17 protein-coding genes, 1 other RNA gene and 3 pseudogenes are annotated in these 19,589 nt (G+C 64.2%); 20 read left to right on the top strand and 1 reads right to left on the bottom strand.

What is annotated here, in order from left to right; genetic code table 11:
- Positions 1-6: 6 nt before the first annotated feature.
- From PD885_RS10920 to PD885_RS10940, 5 genes and pseudogenes are all read left to right on the top strand, one after another.
- Positions 7-390 carry a response regulator gene (locus tag PD885_RS10920; RefSeq protein ID WP_002813486.1) on the top strand — a complete coding sequence of 128 codons (384 nt, stop codon included), beginning with the start codon at positions 7-9 and terminating at the stop codon, positions 388-390.
- Positions 383-1,867, top strand: a complete 1,485-nt coding sequence (locus PD885_RS10925; RefSeq protein ID WP_002813487.1) for a sigma-54 dependent transcriptional regulator — start codon at positions 383-385, stop codon at positions 1,865-1,867. The genes PD885_RS10920 and PD885_RS10925 overlap by 8 nt, the downstream gene beginning before the upstream one ends.
- Before the next feature lie 127 nt (positions 1,868-1,994).
- Positions 1,995-2,078 (top strand): annotated as a pseudogene (locus tag PD885_RS22520) (DegT/DnrJ/EryC1/StrS family aminotransferase); the annotation flags it as partial.
- 119 nt (positions 2,079-2,197) lie between these two features.
- A pseudogene (locus PD885_RS10935) lies at positions 2,198-2,996 on the top strand (IS5 family transposase).
- A 287-nt stretch (positions 2,997-3,283) separates the two neighbouring features.
- Positions 3,284-6,781, top strand: coding sequence for a glycosyltransferase (locus tag PD885_RS10940; RefSeq protein ID WP_040762984.1), 3,498 nt, complete (start codon positions 3,284-3,286; stop codon positions 6,779-6,781).
- 7 nt (positions 6,782-6,788) lie between these two features.
- Here the strand turns inward: PD885_RS10940 and PD885_RS10945 are convergent.
- A non-coding RNA gene (locus PD885_RS10945) (sX9 sRNA) lies at positions 6,789-6,864 on the bottom strand.
- Positions 6,865-7,212: 348 nt separating this feature from the next.
- Here PD885_RS10945 and fliE point away from each other — a divergent pair.
- The 15 genes and pseudogenes from fliE to PD885_RS11020 all read left to right on the top strand — a co-directional run.
- Positions 7,213-7,584, top strand: a complete 372-nt coding sequence (gene fliE / locus PD885_RS10950; RefSeq protein WP_002813490.1) for a flagellar hook-basal body complex protein FliE — start codon at positions 7,213-7,215, stop codon at positions 7,582-7,584.
- Between the two features lie 13 nt (positions 7,585-7,597).
- On the top strand, positions 7,598-9,331 hold the full coding sequence (gene fliF / locus PD885_RS10955; RefSeq protein ID WP_002813492.1) for a flagellar basal-body MS-ring/collar protein FliF: 1,734 nt from the start codon (positions 7,598-7,600) through the stop codon (positions 9,329-9,331).
- A 10-nt stretch (positions 9,332-9,341) separates the two neighbouring features.
- Positions 9,342-10,331: a flagellar motor switch protein FliG gene (gene fliG / locus PD885_RS10960; RefSeq protein WP_002813494.1), complete on the top strand. Its 990-nt coding sequence runs from the start codon at positions 9,342-9,344 to the stop codon at positions 10,329-10,331.
- On the top strand, positions 10,328-10,948 hold the full coding sequence (locus tag PD885_RS10965) for a FliH/SctL family protein (RefSeq protein WP_002813495.1): 621 nt from the start codon (positions 10,328-10,330) through the stop codon (positions 10,946-10,948). The genes fliG and PD885_RS10965 overlap by 4 nt, the downstream gene beginning before the upstream one ends.
- Complete coding sequence (locus PD885_RS10970) at positions 10,945-12,321, top strand: FliI/YscN family ATPase (RefSeq protein ID WP_002813496.1); 1,377 nt, start codon at positions 10,945-10,947, stop codon at positions 12,319-12,321. Before PD885_RS10965 ends, PD885_RS10970 begins: the two co-directional genes overlap by 4 nt.
- 3 nt (positions 12,322-12,324) lie before the next feature.
- Complete coding sequence (fliJ, locus tag PD885_RS10975; RefSeq protein WP_002813499.1) at positions 12,325-12,780, top strand: flagellar export protein FliJ; 456 nt, start codon at positions 12,325-12,327, stop codon at positions 12,778-12,780.
- A complete protein-coding gene (locus PD885_RS10980; RefSeq protein WP_002813501.1) occupies positions 12,777-14,090 on the top strand; it encodes a flagellar hook-length control protein FliK in 1,314 nt (437 codons plus the stop codon). Before fliJ ends, PD885_RS10980 begins: the two co-directional genes overlap by 4 nt.
- A 165-nt stretch (positions 14,091-14,255) precedes the next feature.
- On the top strand, positions 14,256-14,804 hold the full coding sequence (locus PD885_RS10985; protein ID WP_172404485.1) for a flagellar basal body-associated FliL family protein: 549 nt from the start codon (positions 14,256-14,258) through the stop codon (positions 14,802-14,804).
- Between the two features lie 10 nt (positions 14,805-14,814).
- The gene (gene fliM / locus PD885_RS10990; protein WP_002813504.1) at positions 14,815-15,828 is read left to right on the top strand and encodes a flagellar motor switch protein FliM; all 1,014 of its coding nucleotides are present in this window, start codon (positions 14,815-14,817) and stop codon (positions 15,826-15,828) included.
- Entirely contained in the window at positions 15,825-16,163 is a 339-nt protein-coding gene (fliN, locus tag PD885_RS10995; RefSeq protein WP_002813506.1) for a flagellar motor switch protein FliN, read from the top strand. The genes fliM and fliN overlap by 4 nt, the downstream gene beginning before the upstream one ends.
- A complete protein-coding gene (gene fliO, locus PD885_RS11000) occupies positions 16,160-16,567 on the top strand; it encodes a flagellar biosynthetic protein FliO (RefSeq protein WP_002813519.1) in 408 nt (135 codons plus the stop codon). The genes fliN and fliO overlap by 4 nt, the downstream gene beginning before the upstream one ends.
- Before the next feature lies 1 nt (position 16,568).
- Entirely contained in the window at positions 16,569-17,402 is an 834-nt protein-coding gene (fliP, locus tag PD885_RS11005; RefSeq protein WP_002813520.1) for a flagellar type III secretion system pore protein FliP, read from the top strand.
- 166 nt (positions 17,403-17,568) lie between these two features.
- Entirely contained in the window at positions 17,569-17,838 is a 270-nt protein-coding gene (locus tag PD885_RS11010; protein WP_088056867.1) for a flagellar biosynthetic protein FliQ, read from the top strand.
- A gap of 13 nt (positions 17,839-17,851) precedes the next feature.
- Positions 17,852-18,643 carry a flagellar biosynthetic protein FliR gene (gene fliR / locus PD885_RS11015; protein WP_002813522.1) on the top strand — a complete coding sequence of 264 codons (792 nt, stop codon included), beginning with the start codon at positions 17,852-17,854 and terminating at the stop codon, positions 18,641-18,643.
- A 63-nt stretch (positions 18,644-18,706) separates the two neighbouring features.
- Positions 18,707-19,413 (top strand): annotated as a pseudogene (locus tag PD885_RS11020) (GGDEF domain-containing protein); the annotation flags it as partial.
- Between the last annotated feature and the right edge of the window lie 176 nt (positions 19,414-19,589).

The raw sequence follows: 19,589 nt of genomic DNA on the forward strand, positions 1-19,589 counted from the left end.
ATTACTATGAGCAAACTCACCGTGTTGCTGGTCGACGACCACGAGGGCTTCATCAACGCTGCGATGCGCCATTTTCGTAAAGTCGAATGGCTCAATATGGTGGGCAGTGCCGCCAATGGACTCGAAGCGATCGAGCGTTCGGAGTCGCTGCGCCCCAATGTCGTGCTGATGGACCTGGCCATGCCCGAGATGGGCGGCTTGCAGGCGACGCGTCTGATCAAGACGCAGGACGATCCGCCGTATATTGTCATCGCGAGCCACTTCGACGATGCCGAGCATCGAGAACACGCTCTTCGCGCGGGTGCCGACAATTTTGTCAGCAAGCTGTCCTACATCCAGGAAGTCATGCCAATCCTGGAGGGCCTGACGGAAGGAGCGAGGAATGAGTGAGTCCCGGATTCTGTTGATCGATAGCGATGCCGTGCGCGCCGAGCGCACCGTGTCGTTGCTTGAGTTCATGGACTTCAATCCCCGCTGGGTCACCGACGGCGCCGACATCAATCCTGGCCGTCATCGCCACGATGAGTGGATGGCGGTCATGGTGGGCTCGGCGCAGGACGCTGCACAGGCCAACACATTCTTCGATTGGCTGGCCGATGCCAAGCTGCCGCCGCCGGTGCTGCTGATGGAAGGCAGCCCGAGTGCGTTTGCGCAGACCCATGGCCTGCACGAAGCCAATGTCTGGACACTGGATACGCCCCTGCGCCATACGCAGCTGGAAGCCTTGCTGCGCCGCGCAAGCCTCAAGCGGCTGGATGCCGAGCATCAGGCCGGCGTACAGCAGGACACCGGCCCTACAGGCAACAGTGAAGCGGTGACCCGTCTGCGCCGCCTGATCGATCAGGTGGCAGCCTTCGACACCACGGTGCTGGTGCTGGGCGAATCCGGCACCGGCAAAGAGGTCGTCGCACGCGCCATTCACCAGCACTCGCCGCGTCGCGATGGGCCGTTTGTGGCCATCAACTGCGGCGCGATCCCGCCGGATCTGCTGGAAAGCGAATTGTTCGGCCACGAAAAAGGCGCCTTCACCGGTGCGCTGAGCACCCGCAAGGGCCGCTTTGAAATGGCCGAAGGCGGCACGCTGCTGCTGGACGAGATCGGCGACATGAGCCTGCCGATGCAGGTGAAATTGCTGCGCGTGCTGCAGGAGCGCAGCTTCGAGCGCGTCGGCGGTGGTCAAACCATCCGCTGCAACGTGCGCGTGATCGCTGCCACTCACCGCAATTTGGAAATCCGCATCAGCGATGGCCAGTTCCGCGAGGATCTGTTCTATCGCCTCAACGTGTTTCCGATCGAGATGCCGGCACTACGCGAGCGCGTCGACGACTTGGCCGTACTGGTGCAAACCATCGCCGGGCAACTGGCGCGCACCGGGCGTGGCGAGGTGCGCTTTGCCGATGAAGCCTTGCAGGCGCTGCGCAGTTACGACTGGCCGGGCAATGTGCGCGAGCTAACCAATCTGGTGGAGCGCCTGGCAGTGCTGCATCCGGGCGGGATGGTGCGCGTGCAGGATCTGCCGGCGCGCTACCGCGGCGATTTCGCCTCGGCCGTTCTGGTCGAGTTGCCGCCGGAGCTGGCACTGGTGGCCGCGCCGGCGGTGGACACCAGCGTGCCGAGCAATGTGGTGCCGCTGCAGCCCAACACTGCCGATACCGAATCGGCCGCCACCTCTAGCCTGCCCGACGACGGAATAGATCTGCGCGGTCACATGGCCAACATCGAACTGGCGCTGATCAACGAAGCGCTGGAACGCACCCAGGGAGTGGTTGCGCACGCCGCCCAGTTGCTGGGCCTGCGGCGCACCACGCTGGTGGAAAAGCTGCGCAAGTACGGCATCGATCGCGAGCAGACCGAGCTGGCGCACTGAGCGGACCAGCGCACCGGCTCGGTTCCCTGGCATAAGCTTGCTTCATCAGGATCACTCTGTTCGCAGCCGTCGGCTTCGGCGTAATCCCAGCATCCACCAGCATCCACCAGCATCCGCCGGGGCACTGATTCCCATCTCCGTCACCAGTGCGCCGCCGTTGGAAGAATTTCTGCCGTATCTGGAGCGGGTCTGGACCAGCCGCATCGTCAGCATGTGCGCGACGATGGCGGCTCGATCTTGCGCCACGGCGGCCTGAGCGGGCTGAGCTTTCACGCGACCAAGCGCTTAGAACCTGTTCACGATCTTTCCTGATTGGTGCAGACTCTGCGGATGCGCCAAAAAACCTATCCGAGCGACATGAGCCGGGAGCGTTTCGAACACATCCTCCCGATCCTGTAACAAGCGCGCAAGCGCACCAAGCCACGCCGAGTGGATATGTATGAGGTGTGGTGCGCAGTGTTGTACGTGCTGCGAACCGGTTGCCAATGGCGAGCGCTACCCAGCGACTTTCCGAAGTGGCGGACCGTGCACTCGTACTTTGCCAAGTGGGGCGAGTGCGACGATGAAGGAGTGAGCCTGCTGGAGCGGGCGCTCAAAAAATCAGGTTGGCGTGGCCCGCCAGAAACAGGAGCGCAACATCTTCAGCAGGTTCTTGATCGTGGACGCGCAGAGCGTCAAGAACACGGACACAGCCGGGCAAAAGGGATATGACGCGGGCAAAAAGGTGTCGGGCATCAAGCGGCATATCGCTGTTGATACCCAGGGGTTGCCCCATGCCATCGCGGTGACGACGGCGGAGGTGACCGACCGCAAAGGTGCGCTGCGGGCGCTGGAGCGCTGTCAGTCAAACTTGACGCATGTACAAAGCCTGCTGTGCGACAGTGGTTACACCGGAGTACCGTTTGCCGAAGGCGTACGAGAGATTCTAGGCGAGCAGCTCACGGTGCAGATTGCCAAGCACAGCGAATTGCACACCTTCAAGGTCATGCCCAAGCGCTGGATCGTCGAGCGCAGTTTTGCCTGGCTGGAGAAAAACCGAAGGCTGTGGAAGAACTGCGAGCGCAAACTCAACACCAGCTTGCAGTTCATCCATTTGGCCTTCTTGGCGCTTCTACTCAAAAGATCGTGAACAGGCTCTTAGACACGTTCGAGGGCGGCGCCATTGTCTGCCCGGACGAAAAAACCTATCAACGCGCCGGGCAACTGTGACTTCGGCTTGCTGACGTCTCGGCAGCGACCGACCACGCCAACGGTATGCTTGTTGCACCTGCGGCCAGCCCGAGCACCGCCCAGGTGTACCGACTTCCGGTGCATGATGGAGTGCATCGCCCTCCCCCGATGCCTCGCCGTGGGTGCACCTTGACTGCTCAAGACGATCGATCACCGATGACTGCCAACGCCCTCGTCAGCATCGTCATGCCGACCTGCAAGCCGCGCCACTTCGCGCAGGCGCTCGACAGCGTGTTGGCGCAGACCTACACCGCGTTGGAGTTGGTGATCTGCGACGACAACGCTAACGGCGCCATCGAAGCGATGTTGGCGTCCAGGCTGGCGGACGCGCCATTCCCGATCCGCTACCACCGCAATGCATCCCGGCTCGGCGAACTCGGCAGCACCATCAAAGGCATCGGGTTGGCACAGGGCGAGTACGTCAAATTCCTGCACGACGACGTGCTGCAGCCTGACTGCGTTGCGCAGTTGGTTGCGGCGATGGAGCACAGCCCTGACGCCGCGTTGGCGTCCTCGCGGCGGCGGCGCATCGACGATGACAGTGCGCCGTTGCCGGACATCCTGGCCACCTGCTTCCCGTTTGCCGAGGATGTAGTGATCGACGGGCCTGAGTTGGTGTCGTTTCTGGCCGACCACACCATCAACCTCATCGGCGAGCCGAGCTGTGTGTTGTGTCGGCGTGCCGACTTGGTGGCGCTGGGCAGCGAGCTGATGTCTTTGAACGGCAAGCCGATCTATTGGGTCGGCGGCTTGGCGATCTACGTCAAGCTGCTGCGCCACGGCAATCTGGTCTTGCTGTCCAGTCCGCTCACGCACTTGCGCGCGTCCGGCGCGCAATGCAGTCAGGCCGATCCCGATCAGCCAGGCAGCGGCGATTGGGGCCATGAAGATTTGCGCCAGGGCATCTGCCAGCTCGGGTGGCGACGCGAGAGTGGCGACAACCGCCTAGTGAGCGTCGCACCGCTTAGCTCGCACAAGGCGCGGGTGTTCAAGTCGGTGGATCTGGTCAATGCGTTGATGCAAAGCGCCGGGACGGCCGAGCGTGTGTCGCCGCCCACCTGGTTGGGCGTACGCCATCCGACAGCGATCCAGCGCACGTTGATCGAAGCCCGCTTGCAGGCGCATGCCGGCGGCCCGCGCATTGCGGTGATGCTCATCGACAGCAACGGCGATGCGGCAGCCGTGGCTGCTACACAAGCCAGCTTGACGGCGGTGGCGTGTTATCAGAACCAGCAGACCTGGGTGGTCGGCGCCTGTGCGCAGCAGGTTTCCGACCACGGCGAGCGCGGCGTACTGATCAGCGCAGATGGCTTGGCGGCAACGCTCAACCAGTTAGTCGCCACACAAGAGTCGATCGACTGGGTGCTGCTGGTCGACGCTGGCACACTCTTCACCGCCAGCGGCTTGCTGATGCTGGCACTGTACATACTCGTGCTGCCAGACGATTGCCAGGCGGTCTATGCAGACGAAGTGGTGGCGTTGGACAACGCGCAGCTGGGGCTGGCGATGCGGCCGACGCTGTATCTGGACATGTTGGTGAGCGCGCCATCCACGATGTCGCGGCACTGGTTGTTCCGGCACCGCATGTTGTTGGCCGATGGCGGTTTTCCGGCCGGCCAGGGCGATGCCTTCGAGCTCGGCTACCAACTTGGCCTGGTCCAACGTTACGGCCTGGCATGCGTTCGACATATCGCCGAACCATTACTGGTCGCATCGGCCAACACGCGGCACGGCGACGAGGACGAACAGCAGGCCATCTCGCGCCATCTCGCTGCGCGTGGCTACGTGAACGCGGTGGTGCACAGTGCCGGACCCGGCCGGCATGCGGTGGACTATCGCCATACGCAGCAGCCCATGGTCAGCATTCTGGTGCTGGTCGATGGCCGCCTGCCGCAGGTGCAGCGCTGCCTGGAAAGCGTGCTGGCCAACACTGCCTACCCGCATTACGAATTGCTGCTACTGGACCGCGCAGACAGCACCCAGCCGGAACTGCGCGACTGGTTGGCGGGTATCGACAACTTAGGCATGCAGCAGATCCGCGTGCTGCGCTTGGACGATGAGCCTTCGCGCGAGGCGGCCTGCAATGCGGCGGCTGAGCAAGCACGTGGTGACATGCTGCTGTGGCTGGCGGCGGGTGCGGCAGCCATGAAGGCCGATTGGCTGGCGCAACTGCTCAACCACGCGCTGCGCCCGGAGGTCGGTGCGGTGGCCGGCAAGCTGCTGCGGGGCGATGGGACCGTGCATCACGCCGGCTTGCTGCTGGGCCTTGGGGCACCGGCAGCGCGCGCGTTCGAAGGCGCTGCGTTCGACGAATCCGGCTATCTGCAGCGCCTGCAACTCGATCAGAACTACAGCGCGCTCAGTGGCCAATGCCTGATGCTGCCGCGTCAGTTGTTTCTGGACGCCGGTGGCTTTGAGCAGGAACCAGCGTTGGCGCAGTGGAGCGATGTCGACCTGTGCCTGCGCCTGCAGCAGGCTGGCTATCTCAATGTGTTTGCAGCGCGCGCGCAGCTGGTGATCGACCCGCCGGAACCCGCGCCGGCCAGCGCGCTCGACGAAGAAACGATGTACGCGCGTTGGCTGCCGGTGATGGCCAACGACCCGGCCTATAACCCGGGCTTTTCGCTGGACCCCGGTGCGGGCTTCACCCTAGCCGACCCGCGTGCCAGTTGGCGGCCGCTGCAATCCTGGCGGCCGCTGCCGATGGTCATCGCCTTGCCCGCCGACATCGAAGGCTGCGGGCACTATCGGGTGATCCAGCCGCTGCGGGCATTGCGCGAGGCCGGGATAGTCGAGGGCGTGCTGTTCAACGGCTATCTGGAGATCAGCGAGCTGGCGCGCCAGGATCCCGACGTGGTCATCCTGCAGCGCCAAGTCGGCGAGCCGCGGCTGGAAGCGATGCGGCGGATGAAGGCGTTGTCGCGCGCGTTCAAGGTCTACGAGCTGGACGACTACTTGCCCAACCTGCCGCTGAAAAGTGTTCACCGCGAGCACATGCCCAAGGACATTCTCAAAACGGTGCGCCGCGGGCTGAGTTTTGTGGACCGCTTCGTGGTGTCTACATCGGCGCTGGCCGAGGCGTTTGCCGGTTTGCATAGCGATATCCGCGTGGCCGAAAACCGCCTGCCCGCCCATTGGTGGAAGGCCCTGCCGGAACGTTCGGCGCACCGTGGTCGGCGTCCGCGCATCGGCTGGGCCGGCGGTGCCAGCCACACCGGCGATCTGGAAGTGATCGCCGATGTCGTGCGCGAACTGGCTAACGAGGTCGAATGGGTATTCATGGGCATGTACCCGTTCGCACTGCGCCAGCACATCCACCAGTTCCAGCCCGGAGTGCGGATCGATCGCTACCCGGAAGCATTAGCTGCGTTGGATCTGGATCTGGCCCTGGCGCCGGTGGAGCAAAACCTCTTCAACGCATGCAAGAGCAATCTGCGCCTGCTGGAATACGGCGCCTGCGGCTACCCGGTGATCGCCAGCGACGTGCGCTGCTACCAAGGCAACCTACCGGTGACCCTGGTAAAGAACCGTTACCGCGATTGGATCGGCGCGATCCGTGATCACTTAGCCGACCCTCCCGCGGCGGCGGAGAAAGGTGCGGCGCTGCGGGAGGTGGTTCGCCGCGATTGGATGCTGACCGGCCATAATCTGGAGCGCTGGCAGGGGGCTTGGTTGCCGGGTTAGCTAGATTGGCTAACAAATCGTAGCGAGCAGTCGCCAGGTGGGTGCGGACGGCGGGGAGGAACCGCAGTGTACAAATGAGATATGCCGATTCCGGGCACCGGCCGCGTCCGCCTGACGATGAGCGCAGTCGTTTTGTTAGCCACTCCTAATTGAAGGTGCGGCGCACTTGTCCGGTTTCGGTACGTGCTGCTGGTCCATCCAAGCCGACCCGAACTTGATTCTTGACGTCGGTGGACTGTCACCAAGCTGGTTCAGTCGATGGCGTAGTGCCCTCGCCAGCTGCCAACCGCAGCTGATCCCGCGCGCCGACACCGGTGCCCGACCCGCTCGCAGCCCCGCTGTAGCGACCCCTCGCCCTGGCGCCGGAATCCCGGCGCGATTTCGGCATGCCGCTTGCTATGGTGTGGGTGCCTCCCTGGCTGACCTTACCCATGAGCGACTCCGTTACCTCCATCCTCTCGCAGATCCGCAGCTACCAGACGCAGATGGGCCAAGGCCCGATGCGCACGGTGGGCGATGCGGCGCGCGGCAACCAGATCCAGGGACTGGCCGGCACGCAGGGAACGCCGGCCACGCAGGCGCCCAGCTTCAGCGAGACCTTGCGCGGTGCCATCGGCGGCGTCAACGAGGCCCAGCAAAAGTCCGGCGCACTGGCCAAAGCATTCGAAATGGGCGACCCCAGCGCCGATCTGGCACGGGTGATGGTCGCCTCCCAGCAATCCCAGGTGGCCTTCCGCGCCACCGTGGAAGTCCGCAACCGTCTCGTCCAGGCTTATCAGGACGTCATGAACATGCCACTGTAAAGGTTGACGACACATGGCTCTCGCGATCACCAAAGAAAACATGAACCAGAACGCCGAAAAGGCGGGGCAATGGTTCGACCGTGTCCGAAGCCTGCAAATCACCCGCAAGCTGACCATGATGACGATGATCGCCCTGGCGGTGGCTGCCGGTTTGGCGGTGTTCTTCTGGTCGCAGACGCCGGGCTACCAGGCCCTGTACACCGGCCTGGACGAAAAGGGCAATGCCGAAGCGGCCGACCTGCTGCGCACCGCGCAGATCCCGTTCAAGATCGACCAGAGCACCGCTGCCATTACCGTGCCACAAGACCGGCTGTACGACGCCCGCCTGAAGCTGGCCGGCTCCGGCCTGACCGGCAAGGAGACCGGCGGTGGCTTCGAGCTGATGGAAAAAGACCCGGGCTTCGGCGTCAGCCAGTTCGTGGAGAACGCCCGCTACCAGCACGCACTGGAAACCGAGCTGGCTCGCACCATCAGCACCTTGCGTCCGGTGCTCGAGGCCCGTGTGCATCTGGCCATTCCCAAACCCAGCGCTTTCACCCGCCAGCGTGAGGTTGCCAGCGCCTCGGTGGTGCTGGAATTGCGTGGCGGCCAGGGCCTGGAGCGCAATCAGGTCGATGCGATCGTCAATCTGGTCGCCTCCAGCATCCCGGACATGACCCCCGAGCGCGTGACCGTGGTCGACCAGAGCGGCCGCATGCTCTCGATCGCCGACCCCAACAGCGATGCCGCCCAGCACGCCGCCCAGTTCGAACAGGTGCGCCGCCAGGAAAGCTCCTACAACCAACGTATCCGCGAGCTGCTCGAGCCGATGACCGGGGCCGGCCGGGTCAATCCGGAAGTCAGCGTGGACATGGATTTCTCCGTAATCGAGGAAGCCCGCGAGCTATACAACGGCGAGCCGGCCAAGCTGCGCAGCGAGCAGGTCAACGACAGCAGCACCAGCGCCGGCGGCGGCCCGCAAGGCCCCCCGGGCGCCACCAGCAATAGCCCCGGCCAGCCGCCGGCTCCGGCTGCTAATGCCACCGCTGGCGCACCGGGCACGCCGGCCGCCAACGGCCAGGCCGCCGCACCCGCCACGCCGACCGAAAGTTCCAAGAGCGCCACCCGCAATTACGAATTGGACCGCACCTTGCAACACACCCGCCAACCGGCCGGCCGCATCAAGCGGGTGTCGGTGGCAGTGCTGCTGGACAACGTGCCGCGCCCCGGTGCCAAGGGCAAGATGGTCGAACAACCGCTCACCGCCGCCGAGCTCACTCGCATCGAGGGACTTGTCAAGCAGGCAGTGGGGTTCGACGCGGCACGTGGCGACACGGTGTCGGTGATGAATGCCCCGTTCGTACGTGAAGCGGTGGCCGGCGAAGAAGGCCCGAAGTGGTGGGAAGACCCGCGTGTGCAGAGCGGTCTGCGCCTGCTGATCGGTGCGGTGGTGGTGCTGGCGCTGCTGTTCGGTGTGGTGCGCCCCACCTTGCGTCAGCTCACCGGCGTGACCGTGGTCAAGGACAAGCAAGGTAAGGCTAGCAAGGATGGTGCTCCCCAGAGCGCCGGCGTGCGGATGCTCGATAAAGACGATGACCTGATTCCCCGCCTGGAAGAGGACACCGCCCAGCTCGGTCAGGATCGCAAGGTTCCGATCGCCCTGCCGGACGCTTACGAAGAGCGCATGCGCGTGGCGCGCGAGGCAGTGAAAGCCGATTCAAAACGTGTTGCACAAGTCGTGAAGGGATGGGTCGCCAGTGAAGCCTGAAACACAACCAATGAGTGGCGTGCAGCGTGCTGCGGTGTTGTTGCTGTCGCTTGGGGAAACCGACGCCGCCGAAGTGCTCAAGCACATGGACCCGAAAGAGGTGCAGAAGATCGGCATTGCCATGGCCACCATGACCGGCATCTCGCGCGATCAGGTCGAGCAAGTGATGGACGACTTCAACGGCGAATTGGCCGGCAAGACCTCACTGGGCGTGGGCGCCGACGACTATATCCGCAACGTGCTCATACAAGCGCTGGGCGCCGACAAGGCCGGTGGCCTGATCGATCGCATTCTGCTTGGTCGTAACACCACCGGCCTGGATACCTTGAAGTGGATGGACCCGCGTGCAGTGGCAGACCTGGTTCGTAACGAGCACCCGCAGATCATCGCTATCGTCATGGCGCATCTGGATAGCGACCAGGCCGCCGAAGCGCTGAAGAACCTGCCCGAGCGCACCCGCGCCGACGTGCTGCTACGCATCGCCACGTTGGACGGCATTCCGCCCAACGCGCTGAGCGAGCTCAACGACATCATGGAGCGCCAGTTCGCCGGCAACCAGAACCTGAAGTCGTCCAATGTGGGCGGCATCAAAGTGGCGGCCAACATCCTCAACTTCCTGGACACAGGCCCCGATCAGGGCGTGCTGGGCGAGATCAGCAAGATCGACGCTGATTTGGCCGGCAAGATCCAGGACCTGATGTTCGTGTTCGACAACCTGGTGGACCTGGACGACCGCGGCCTGCAGACATTGCTGCGCGAAGTCTCCGGCGAGCGCCTGGGCCTGGCCCTGCGTGGCGCCGATGTCAAGGTGCGCGAAAAGATCACCCGCAACATGTCCCAGCGCGCCGCCGAGATCCTGATCGAGGACATGGAAGCGCGCGGCCCGGTGCGCCTGGCCGACGTGGAAGCGGCGCAGAAGGAAATCCTCACCATCGTCCGCCGTCTGGCTGACGAAGGCGCCATTACCCTCGGCGGCGCCGGTGCGGAGGCGATGGTATGAACGACATCGTCACCCGCTGGCTGGCTCCCGACCTGCAGATGGCGTCGGCGTTGCCGGAAACCGAATTGGACGAACCGGCCGTTTACGAGCCGGTACTGCGTCCGCCCACCCTGGAAGAGATCCAGGCCATCGAAGACGCCGCCCACCAGGAAGGCTTTGCACGCGGGCACGCAGAAGGCTTCGCGCAGGGTCAGTCGGAAGTGCGCCGGCTGACCGCGCAGATCGACGGCATCCTGGACAACTTCACCCACCCGCTGGCGCGGCTGGAGAACGAAGTGGTCGGCGCGCTCGGCGAACTGGCCGTGCGCATTGCCGGCTCGCTGGTTGGGCGTGCCTATCAGGCCGACCCGCATCTGCTGGCCGATTTGGTGCACGAAGCGATCGATACGGTGGGCGGTGCCGGTCGCGAAGTCGAGGTGCGTCTGCACCCGGACGACATCACCGCCCTGCTGCCGCATCTGGCGCCCAGCAGCACCACCCGCGTAACCCCGGACCTGAGCCTGAGCCGCGGCGATCTGCGCGTGCATGCCGAAAGCGTGCGCGTGGACGGCACCCTGGAGGCGCGCCTGCGGGCCGCGTTGGAGACAGTCATGCGCAAATCCGGAGCGAACCTGTGAGCGCCCTGTTCGGCGCCACACCGGCAGATTGGCTGGATGCACGCAATCTGCGCTTGGCCGCGCGCTTGGGCGCGCTCGGCCTGGAGCCGAGTGCAGGCCGCAGCCTGATCCGCGAAGGCATCCTGCGCCGCGCGGTCGGCCTGACTCTGGAAGCCATCGGCTGCGAAGCGCCGATGGGCGCCACCTGCAAGGTCGAAGTCGACGGCGGCTGGGTCGATGCCGAAGTAGTCGGTTTTGCCGGAGAACGCACCTATCTGATGCCCAGCGCCGAGTTGCATGGCCTGCTGCCGAACGCCCGCGTGGTGCCCTCGCGGCGCCGCGGCGGCGTGGAAGTGGGCGAAGGCCTGCTCGGCCGCGTTATCGACAGCGACGGCACCCCGCTGGACGGCAAGGGCACGATCCGCGGCGAAGGCAGCGTCAGCATGGCCGGCATGTCGATCAACCCACTCTCACGCGAACCCATCACCACCTCGTTGGATGTCGGCGTGCGCGCCATCAATGCACTGCTACCGATCGGCCGCGGACAACGTGTCGGCTTGTTCGCCGGCTCCGGCGTCGGTAAATCGACACTGCTGGGCATGATGACCCGCTTCACCTCGGCCGACGTGATCGTGGTGGGGCTGATCGGCGAACGTGGCCGCGAAGTGCGCGACTTTGTCGAAACCACACTGGGCGAAGAAGGCCTGCGCCGCGCGGTGGTGGTCGCCGCCCCGGCCGACCGACCGCCGTTGGCGCGTCTGCACGGCGCCTACCGCGCCACCGCCATTGCCGAGTGGTTCCGCGACCAGGGCCTGAACGTGCTGCTGCTAATGGATTCGCTGACCCGTTTTGCCCAGGCGCAGCGCGAGATCGGCCTGTCTGTGGGCGAGCCGCCGACCACCCGCGGCTACCCGCCGTCGGTGTTCGCCAAATTGCCGGCGCTGGTCGAACGCGCCGGCAACGGTGCCAAGGGTCGCGGCTCGATTACGGCCTTCTACACAGTGCTGACTGAAGGCGACGACCCGCAGGACCCGATCGCCGACGCCGCACGCGCCATCCTCGACGGCCACATTCTGCTCTCGCGTCGCGTTGCCGACAGCGGCCTGTATCCAGCCATCGACGTCGAATCCTCGGTCAGCCGCGTGGTGCAGGACATCGCCGATGAACCCTGGCGCCTGCGTATCCGCAAGCTCAAGCGGCTGCTTTCGGCCTACACCGCCAACCGCGACCTGATCGCCATCGGCGCTTACCAGCGCGGCAGCGACCCGGCCACCGACGAAGCATTGATGCGCTGGCCGGACATCGTCGAATTTCTTGGACAGGACGTCCACAAAGCCGCCCACCTGCCCGATAGCCTGTCCGCGTTACAGCGGCTGGTCGAACCCGAGAACTAAACCATGATGCAGTCCAAACGGATCGACCCATTGCTGCGTCGCGCGCAGGAGCAGCAAGACAAGATCGCCCGCGATCTGGCCGAGCGCCAGCGCGCCCTGGAAACCCACCAGTCGCGCCTGGAAGAACTGAACCGCTATGCCGAGGAATACGCCAACAGCCGCATGGCCGGTACCAGCGCCGCCGCGCTGACCAACCGCCGCGCGTTTCTTGACCGCCTCGACATTGCCGTGCTGCAGCAAGCGCAGACCGTGGAAAGCAACCACACCAAAGTGGAAGCCGAGCGCACCCGCCTGTTGCTGGCCAGCCGCGAAACACAAGTGCTGGAGCAGTTGGCGGCCAGCTACCGTGCACAGGAGAACAAAGTGATCGAACGCCGCGACCAGCGCGAGATGGACGACCTCGGTGCACGCCGCTCGCGCCTGGCCCACAGCGAAGACACCCACGGAGACTCCGCATGAACCCCTTGTCCGCCTTCGCAGCCGGTCTCGGCGCGCTCGCCAGCACCGGCAAAAAATCCAGCTACAGCGACCCCTCGTCCGAGCAGGACCAGGGCCAGGAGCAGTTCGCACGCATGCTCAATCCAGCCAACGCGCCGAACCAGGCGCCGCCGCAGGCGCCCGAGCGCGTGCCCGCCAAGCAGGCTGCGCCCAAGCCCAACCAATCCGACAAAAACCGTGCCGATGACGACAACCGGGACGATGCGACCGGCGATGCCACCAGCGATGCCACCGCACCTCCGCGCGCGCAGGACGGCGACACCAAGCCGGCCAAGTCCGCCTCCACCAAGGACAAGGAGCCGGCCGCAGCCGACAGCGGCACTGCCGCAAAAACCGGCAAGAACGCCAAGACCACGACCGCGACTGCGACCGCGAGCGGAGACATCCCTGCCGAAGCGGCCACAACGACCGACGCCGTCTGGCCCCCGCCGGGGCTGGGCGGTTTCGGCATGGGTCTGCTGGCCCAGGCATTGCCGGGCGGCGATGTACTGGCTGCTGCAACCGCGGCGTTGACCGCCAGCATGGCCGGCGCAGCAGGCGCCACGCCGACCGCAACCGCCCTGCCGAGCGACGCGACCGCGCCCAGCGCAACGGCAACTGCCAGCACCGCACTGCCCTCGTTGGGCGCGCTGGCACCGGCCGTTGCCGCAGGCGCCAAGCCCATATCGACCACTGCGGTGAGCGGCAATGTCCAGACTGCCGCGCTGATGAGCATGGCCGCCAAGGCGCTGGAGCCGGCCACCGACGACAGCACCGCGCCAGCAACCCTGGATACCCCGGCGTTCACACTACCGACCACGACGGCCGCAGCACTCAGCCGCCTGCAGGATCCCGCGCCGGTGTTCAGCGCCTCGCCTACCCCAATTCCGGAAATGGGCAGCGACAATTTCGACGATGCCATCGGCGCGCGCATGAGCTGGCTTGCCGACCAGAAGATCGGCCACGCGCATATCAAGGTGACCCCAAACGAGATGGGCCCGGTCGAAGTCCGTCTGCATCTGGACGGCGACAAGGTCAACGCCAGTTTCACCTCCGCCAACGCCGACGTACGTCAGGCGTTGGAACAAAGCCTGCCGCGCCTGCGCGAAATGCTCGGCCAGAACGGTTTCCAGCTCGGTCAGGCCGATGTCGGCCAGCAGCAACAGAGCCAGTCAGGCAATCGCAACGGCGGCGGCACCGACGGCAATGGCCTCAGCCTGGACGACAGCCCGCCCGTCGGAATTCCGTCGGTGGTGTTACGCCAGCGTGGATTGCTGGACGCCTACGCCTGAAATCCTGCGCCGGGACGACCCGGCGCGACTAAAAATTGCATATTGGCGCGATGCCGATGCAGCTCGTCCACCCCCGCCGTGTAAAGCCTGCGGGGGTTTTGCCACTTGCGCGCAACCCGCGCCGGAAAACCGTCGCGGTTTTGGCACGCCAATTGCAACGGCAGGGTGAGCATTCCCCTGGAGCACATCGTGGCAGCGGCCGAAAAATCCAGAAGTACCGAAGACAAAGACGACAAAGGCGAGAAGAAGAAGGGCGGCAAGAAGCTTCTGCTAATCGCAATTGCGGTAGTGGTGCTAGCGGCCGCTGGCGGCGGCGCCTGGTTCTTCTTCGGCCACAAGGACGATGAAAAAGGCGGTAAGCACGCTGCACCCAAGGTCGCCGACGTGCCAAAACCCGCCCAGTACTTCCCGATGGACCCGGCGATCGTGGTCAACCTGGCCGATCCCGGCGACGGCCCGCAGTACCTGCAGGTCGAAGTGCAACTGGTCACCCGCGACTCGGAAGAACTCAAGCTCATCACCGAAAACGCCCCGGCCATCCGCGCACATCTGCTGATGTTGCTGTCGCAGACCAAGGCCACCGACGTGGCCGACGTGGCCGGCAAGCAGAAGCTGCAAAAGGCCGCGCTGGTCGAAACGCAGAAGGTCATGACCAGCGAGACCGGCAAGAAGTGCGTCGAAGAATTGTTGTTCACCAGTTTCGTTACTCAGTAAGGCCTGCCCCATGAGCGTCAGTGATCTGCTTTCCCAGGACGAGATCGATGCGCTGCTGCACGGCGTCGATTCGGGCGTGGTCAACACCGAGCCGGAGGCCCTGCCCGGCGAGGCCCGCCAATACGACCTGTCCAGCCAGGACCGTATCATCCGTGGCCGCATGCCGACCCTTGAGATGGTCAACGAGCGCTTCGCGCGGCTGTGGCGCATTGGCCTGTTCAATCTGATCCGGCGCTCGGCCGACCTTTCGGTGCGCGGCATCGACTTGATCAAGTTCAACGAGTACATGCACTCGCTGTACGTGCCGACCAACCTCAACCTGATCCGCTTCAAACCACTACGCGGCACCGGCCTGATCGTGTTCGAACCCACGCTGGTGTTCACCGTAGTCGACAACTTCTTCGGCGGCGATGGCCGTTATCACACCCGTATCGAAGGTCGCGAATTCACCGCCACCGAGATGCGCGTGGTCCAGCTGATGCTCAAGCAGACCTTCGCCGACTTGAAGGAAGCCTGGGCGCCGGTGATGGAAGTGGACTTTGAGTACATCAACTCGGAGATCAACCCGCACTTCGCCAACATCGTCACTCCGCGCGAGTACGTGGTGGTGTGCCGTTTCCATGTGGAATTAGAAGGCGGCGGCGGCGAGATCCACATCACCCTGCCGTATTCGATGCTGGAGCCGATCCGCGAATTGCTCGATGCCGGCATCCAGAGCGACCGCAACGACCGCGACGATACCTGGAACGTGATGCTGCGCGAGCAACTGGATACCGCCGAGGTGACCCTGTCCAGCGTGCTGGCCAGCAAGCGCATGAGTCTGCGTCAGCTCACCGGTTTGAAGGTCGGCGACATCCTGCCAATCGACCTGCCCGCCCAGGTGCCGCTGTGCGTGGAAGAAATTCCGTTATTCACCGGCGAATTCGGCGTTTCCAATGGCAACAACGCCGTCAAGATCACCGCGGTACGCCCGCCTGGCGTGCAAGCCCCGCGCGCCGTTCCATCCCAGGACCCTAGCAAATGATCAATTCCGACATCCTCAATGCCGCGCCCGCCACCTTCGAAAGCCTGCAGGCCGAGCGCGACCTGAATGCCACCGACCTCAATCTGGACGTGATCCTGGACGTACCGGTGACCTTGTCACTGGAAGTGGGCCGTGCGCGCATCCCGATCCGCAACCTGCTGCAGCTCAACCAGGGCTCGGTGGTGGAACTGGAACGCGGCGCTGGCGAACCGCTGGACGTGTACGTCAACGGCACCCTGATCGCGCATGGCGAAGTGGTGGTCATCAACGACCGCTTCGGCATCCGCCTGACCGACGTGGTCAGCCCCAGCGAACGGATCCGGAGGCTGCGGTGATCGGCCTGCTGGCCACCGCCGCGCCGGCCGCAGCCAAGGCTACCCAGGTCGGCGCGCAGGCACCGGCCTCGCCCGGCCTGTTTGGCGCAGTCTTTGCACTGTTGTTCGTGCTCGCGCTGATCGTTGGCCTGGGTTGGTTGCTCAAACGCATGCCCGGCAGCGGTTTGCGCAGCAGGGAGGGCTTGCGTGTGGTGACCAGCCTGGCGGTCGGTGCCAAGGAGCGCGTGGTAGTGGTGGAAGTGAACGGCCAGCAGTTGTTGCTCGGGGTTACCGCCGGCGGCATCAGCACCTTGCACACCCTGCCCGAACCGCTCCCGCCCACGCCGGTTCCCAGCCTGCCCAATTTCAAGCAACTCCCCAATTTCGCCCAGCTGCTCGCAAAGAAGCTCCGCAAGGACCTGTGAAATGTTCAGTTTCTGGAATCGCTTGGGGCGCAGCATGCGCCTGGTATCGATAGTGCTGGTGATGAGCTGCCCGCTGTTGGCGGCCGCCGCACCCGCCGCCGTGCCGGCGATGGCCCAGGCCGCTGCACCCGCTGCCGCTCCGGCCGGTTCCAACCAGTTGCCGTCATTGCCGACTGTGAGCGTTGGCCGCATCGGCGACCAACCGGTGAGCCTGCCGCTGCAGACCTTGCTGCTGATGACGGCCATTACCCTGCTGCCCTCGATGCTGCTGGTGCTGACCGCCTTCACCCGTATCACCATTGTGCTGGGCCTGCTGCGCCAGGCGCTAGGCACCGGGCAGACCCCGTCCAATCAGGTGCTGCTGGGCTTGTCGATGTTCTTGACCGGGCTGGTGATGATGCCGGTGTGGCAAAAGATGTGGGGCGCCGGCCTGTCGCCGTACCTCAACAACCAGATTGACTTCCAGACCGCCTGGACGCTGACCACGCAGCCGTTGCGCGCCTTCATGCTGGCGCAGATCCGCGAGACCGATCTGATGACCTTCGCGGGCATGGCCGGCGATGGCAAATACGCGGGCCCGGACGCGGTGCCGTTCCCGGTGTTGGTGGCCTCGTTTGTGACCAGCGAGTTGAAGACGGCGTTCGAGATAGGTTTTTTGATCTTCATTCCGTTCGTAATCATCGATTTGGTGGTGGCCAGCGTATTGATGTCGATGGGCATGATGATGCTGTCGCCGATGTTGATCTCGGCGCCTTTCAAGATTCTGCTATTCATCCTGGTGGATGGATGGGTGTTGGTGGTGGGGACATTGGCAGCAAGTTTTAACGCGTCGTAGTCGCAGGGCGAGGCTTTCGCTCTTGCTGATGATCGGCCCTGCCCATTGTTCTGGCTGTGGCCGACTCAAGTTCCAAGTGCAACACCATAGATATACCCAACGAACTCCCGATTCCAGCTCCCCCCACACACCCTCCTTTGGCATTCCACTTGCATCATCACTTCCCATGAGCCCTGAAGTCGCCTTGACCGAATTGCGCGGTGGCCTGGTCACCGTGTTGTGGATTGCCGGACCGATGTTGCTGGCGGTGCTGATCGTCGGTGTCGTCATCGGTGTGGTGCAGGCCGCCACCCAGTTGAACGAGCCGACCATCGCCTTCGTGGCCAAGGCGGTCGCGTTGACGGCTACCTTGTTTGCTACCGGCAGCATGCTGCTGGGGCATTTGGTGGAGTTCACCATTGCGCTGTTTCAGCGCATTCCGCATCTGATCGGTTAGCGGGATAGCGCGGATGGATGCTGCAACCCAGATGGTGATCGATGGCCAGCGCGCATTTGCGATGGTCGGGGCAATCATGTGGACGATGCTGCGGACCGGTGCGTTGCTGACCGCGATGCCGTTGATAGGCACGCGCGCGGTGCCGGGGCGAGTGCGGGTAATGCTGGCCGGGACCTTGGCAATGGTGCTAGCGCCGATTCTGCCGCCGGTGCCGCAGTGGGATGGGTTCACCGCACAGGCGGTGCTGAGCGTCGCGCGCGAGCTGGCAGTTGGGGCCAGCATGGGCTTCATGTTGAAGTTGATATTCGAGGCCGGAGCGCTGGCGGGCGAGCTGGCGTCCCAGTCCACCGGTCTATCGTTTGCGCAGATGTCCGACCCCCTGCGTGGGGTAACGTCGGGTGTGATCGCGCAGTGGTTCTATATCGGGTTCGGGATGCTGTTCTTCGCGGCCAATGGGCATCTGGCAGTCATCGCCTTATTGGTGGACAGCTATAAGGCCTTGCCAATCGGCACTGCGGTGCCGAATGCGGCCGCATTCGCCGAAGTGGCGCCTACGCTGTTCCTGCAGATCCTGCGCGGCGGTCTGACCCTCGTGTTGCCGATGATGGTGGCGATGTTGGCGGTCAACTTGGCCCTTGGCGTCTTGGCCAAGGCGGCGCCGGCCTTGAACCCCGTACAGTTGGGCTTGCCGCTGACGGTATTGCTGGGGCTGTTTCTGCTATTCAGTTTCGCCAGCGAATTCGCGCCGCCCGTGCAGCGCATGTTCGATACCGCATTCGATGCCGCCAGAAAATTGACTGGCTGACAATGTCTGACAACGTGTGAGATAGAACGAATCAGCAACCGAAGTACCGCGTGTGGCTTGCCCTTCCAACGTCGCAGCAGCCCGATCGCCCGTTTCGGCGTCGAACCTGTGCCGCCGTGATGGCGCGGCGTGCCGGCCATCTTGGGGTGTGCGCTGCTCGCCATAGTGACGGTGATCGCGCTGCTGCACTTGCGCACGCGCAAATTGCTGGCGCGCAAGCGCGAGCTGGAGCAACTGGTGGCCGGGCGAACTGCCGAACTGGAGCAAGACAAGCGCGATCTGGAAGCGGCGCGCGCCGAACTGTCGTTCAAGGCCATCACGACGAGCTCACCGGGCTGCTCAATCGCATCGGCATGCTCGCCGCGCTGCGCGACTTGCTGCTGCACGCCAATGCGACGGCACCGCCGTTGGCGGTGGTGTTGACCGATCTGGACCACTTCAAGCTGGTCAGGGACCAACACGGCCATCTGGCCGGCGACGCTGTGCTAGCCGAGGTCAGTCGCCGCCTGGATATGTTGGTGCGCGGCGACGACCTCATCGGCCGCTACGGCGGCGAAGAGTTGCTCGCGTTGCTGCCCGGATTGACGACCGAGGCCACGCACCGATTGGAAGCGCTTCATCGCGGCATCTGCGGCAATTACCCAATCGATGGCGACGTATTGCCGGTGACCTGTTCGATAGGCGTGACCTGGTATCGACCCGGCGAAACACTGGAGCAGCAACTGACGCGTGCCGGTACCGCGCTGTATTGCGCTCGATATTCTGCCAAACCATTGAGCCGGAAGATCGCACGTGGTGAAAGCGCGGCAGATAACGCTGCCATCGGCAATCGTCTGGGCGTAAACCGCGCATGCAATTCCAAATGCAGATTTCCAGCCGGCGCAGTGCATCAAGATCGCACATGCTCGACCATCACGCCGACGGTTTTGAAACGCGCTTCAACCAA

This window comes from Xanthomonas fragariae (assembly GCF_900183975.1).
Classification (GTDB): Bacteria; Pseudomonadota; Gammaproteobacteria; order Xanthomonadales; family Xanthomonadaceae; genus Xanthomonas; species Xanthomonas fragariae.

What these genes read in the sequence shown, in the direction of transcription:
- PD885_RS10920 (WP_002813486.1), top strand. Translation starts at nt 7, where the DNA reads ATGAGCAAACTCACCGTGTTGCTGGTCGACGACCACGAGGGCTTCATC.
- PD885_RS10925 (WP_002813487.1), top strand. Translation starts at nt 383, where the DNA reads ATGAGTGAGTCCCGGATTCTGTTGATCGATAGCGATGCCGTGCGCGCC.
- PD885_RS10940 (WP_040762984.1), top strand. Translation starts at nt 3,284, where the DNA reads ATGCCGACCTGCAAGCCGCGCCACTTCGCGCAGGCGCTCGACAGCGTG.
- fliE (WP_002813490.1), top strand. Translation starts at nt 7,213, where the DNA reads ATGAGCGACTCCGTTACCTCCATCCTCTCGCAGATCCGCAGCTACCAG.
- fliF (WP_002813492.1), top strand. Translation starts at nt 7,598, where the DNA reads ATGGCTCTCGCGATCACCAAAGAAAACATGAACCAGAACGCCGAAAAG.
- fliG (WP_002813494.1), top strand. Translation starts at nt 9,342, where the DNA reads ATGAGTGGCGTGCAGCGTGCTGCGGTGTTGTTGCTGTCGCTTGGGGAA.
- PD885_RS10965 (WP_002813495.1), top strand. Translation starts at nt 10,328, where the DNA reads ATGAACGACATCGTCACCCGCTGGCTGGCTCCCGACCTGCAGATGGCG.
- fliJ (WP_002813499.1), top strand. Translation starts at nt 12,325, where the DNA reads ATGATGCAGTCCAAACGGATCGACCCATTGCTGCGTCGCGCGCAGGAG.
- PD885_RS10980 (WP_002813501.1), top strand. Translation starts at nt 12,777, where the DNA reads ATGAACCCCTTGTCCGCCTTCGCAGCCGGTCTCGGCGCGCTCGCCAGC.
- fliM (WP_002813504.1), top strand. Translation starts at nt 14,815, where the DNA reads ATGAGCGTCAGTGATCTGCTTTCCCAGGACGAGATCGATGCGCTGCTG.
- fliN (WP_002813506.1), top strand. Translation starts at nt 15,825, where the DNA reads ATGATCAATTCCGACATCCTCAATGCCGCGCCCGCCACCTTCGAAAGC.
- fliP (WP_002813520.1), top strand. Translation starts at nt 16,569, where the DNA reads ATGTTCAGTTTCTGGAATCGCTTGGGGCGCAGCATGCGCCTGGTATCG.
- PD885_RS11010 (WP_088056867.1), top strand. Translation starts at nt 17,569, where the DNA reads ATGAGCCCTGAAGTCGCCTTGACCGAATTGCGCGGTGGCCTGGTCACC.
- fliR (WP_002813522.1), top strand. Translation starts at nt 17,852, where the DNA reads ATGGATGCTGCAACCCAGATGGTGATCGATGGCCAGCGCGCATTTGCG.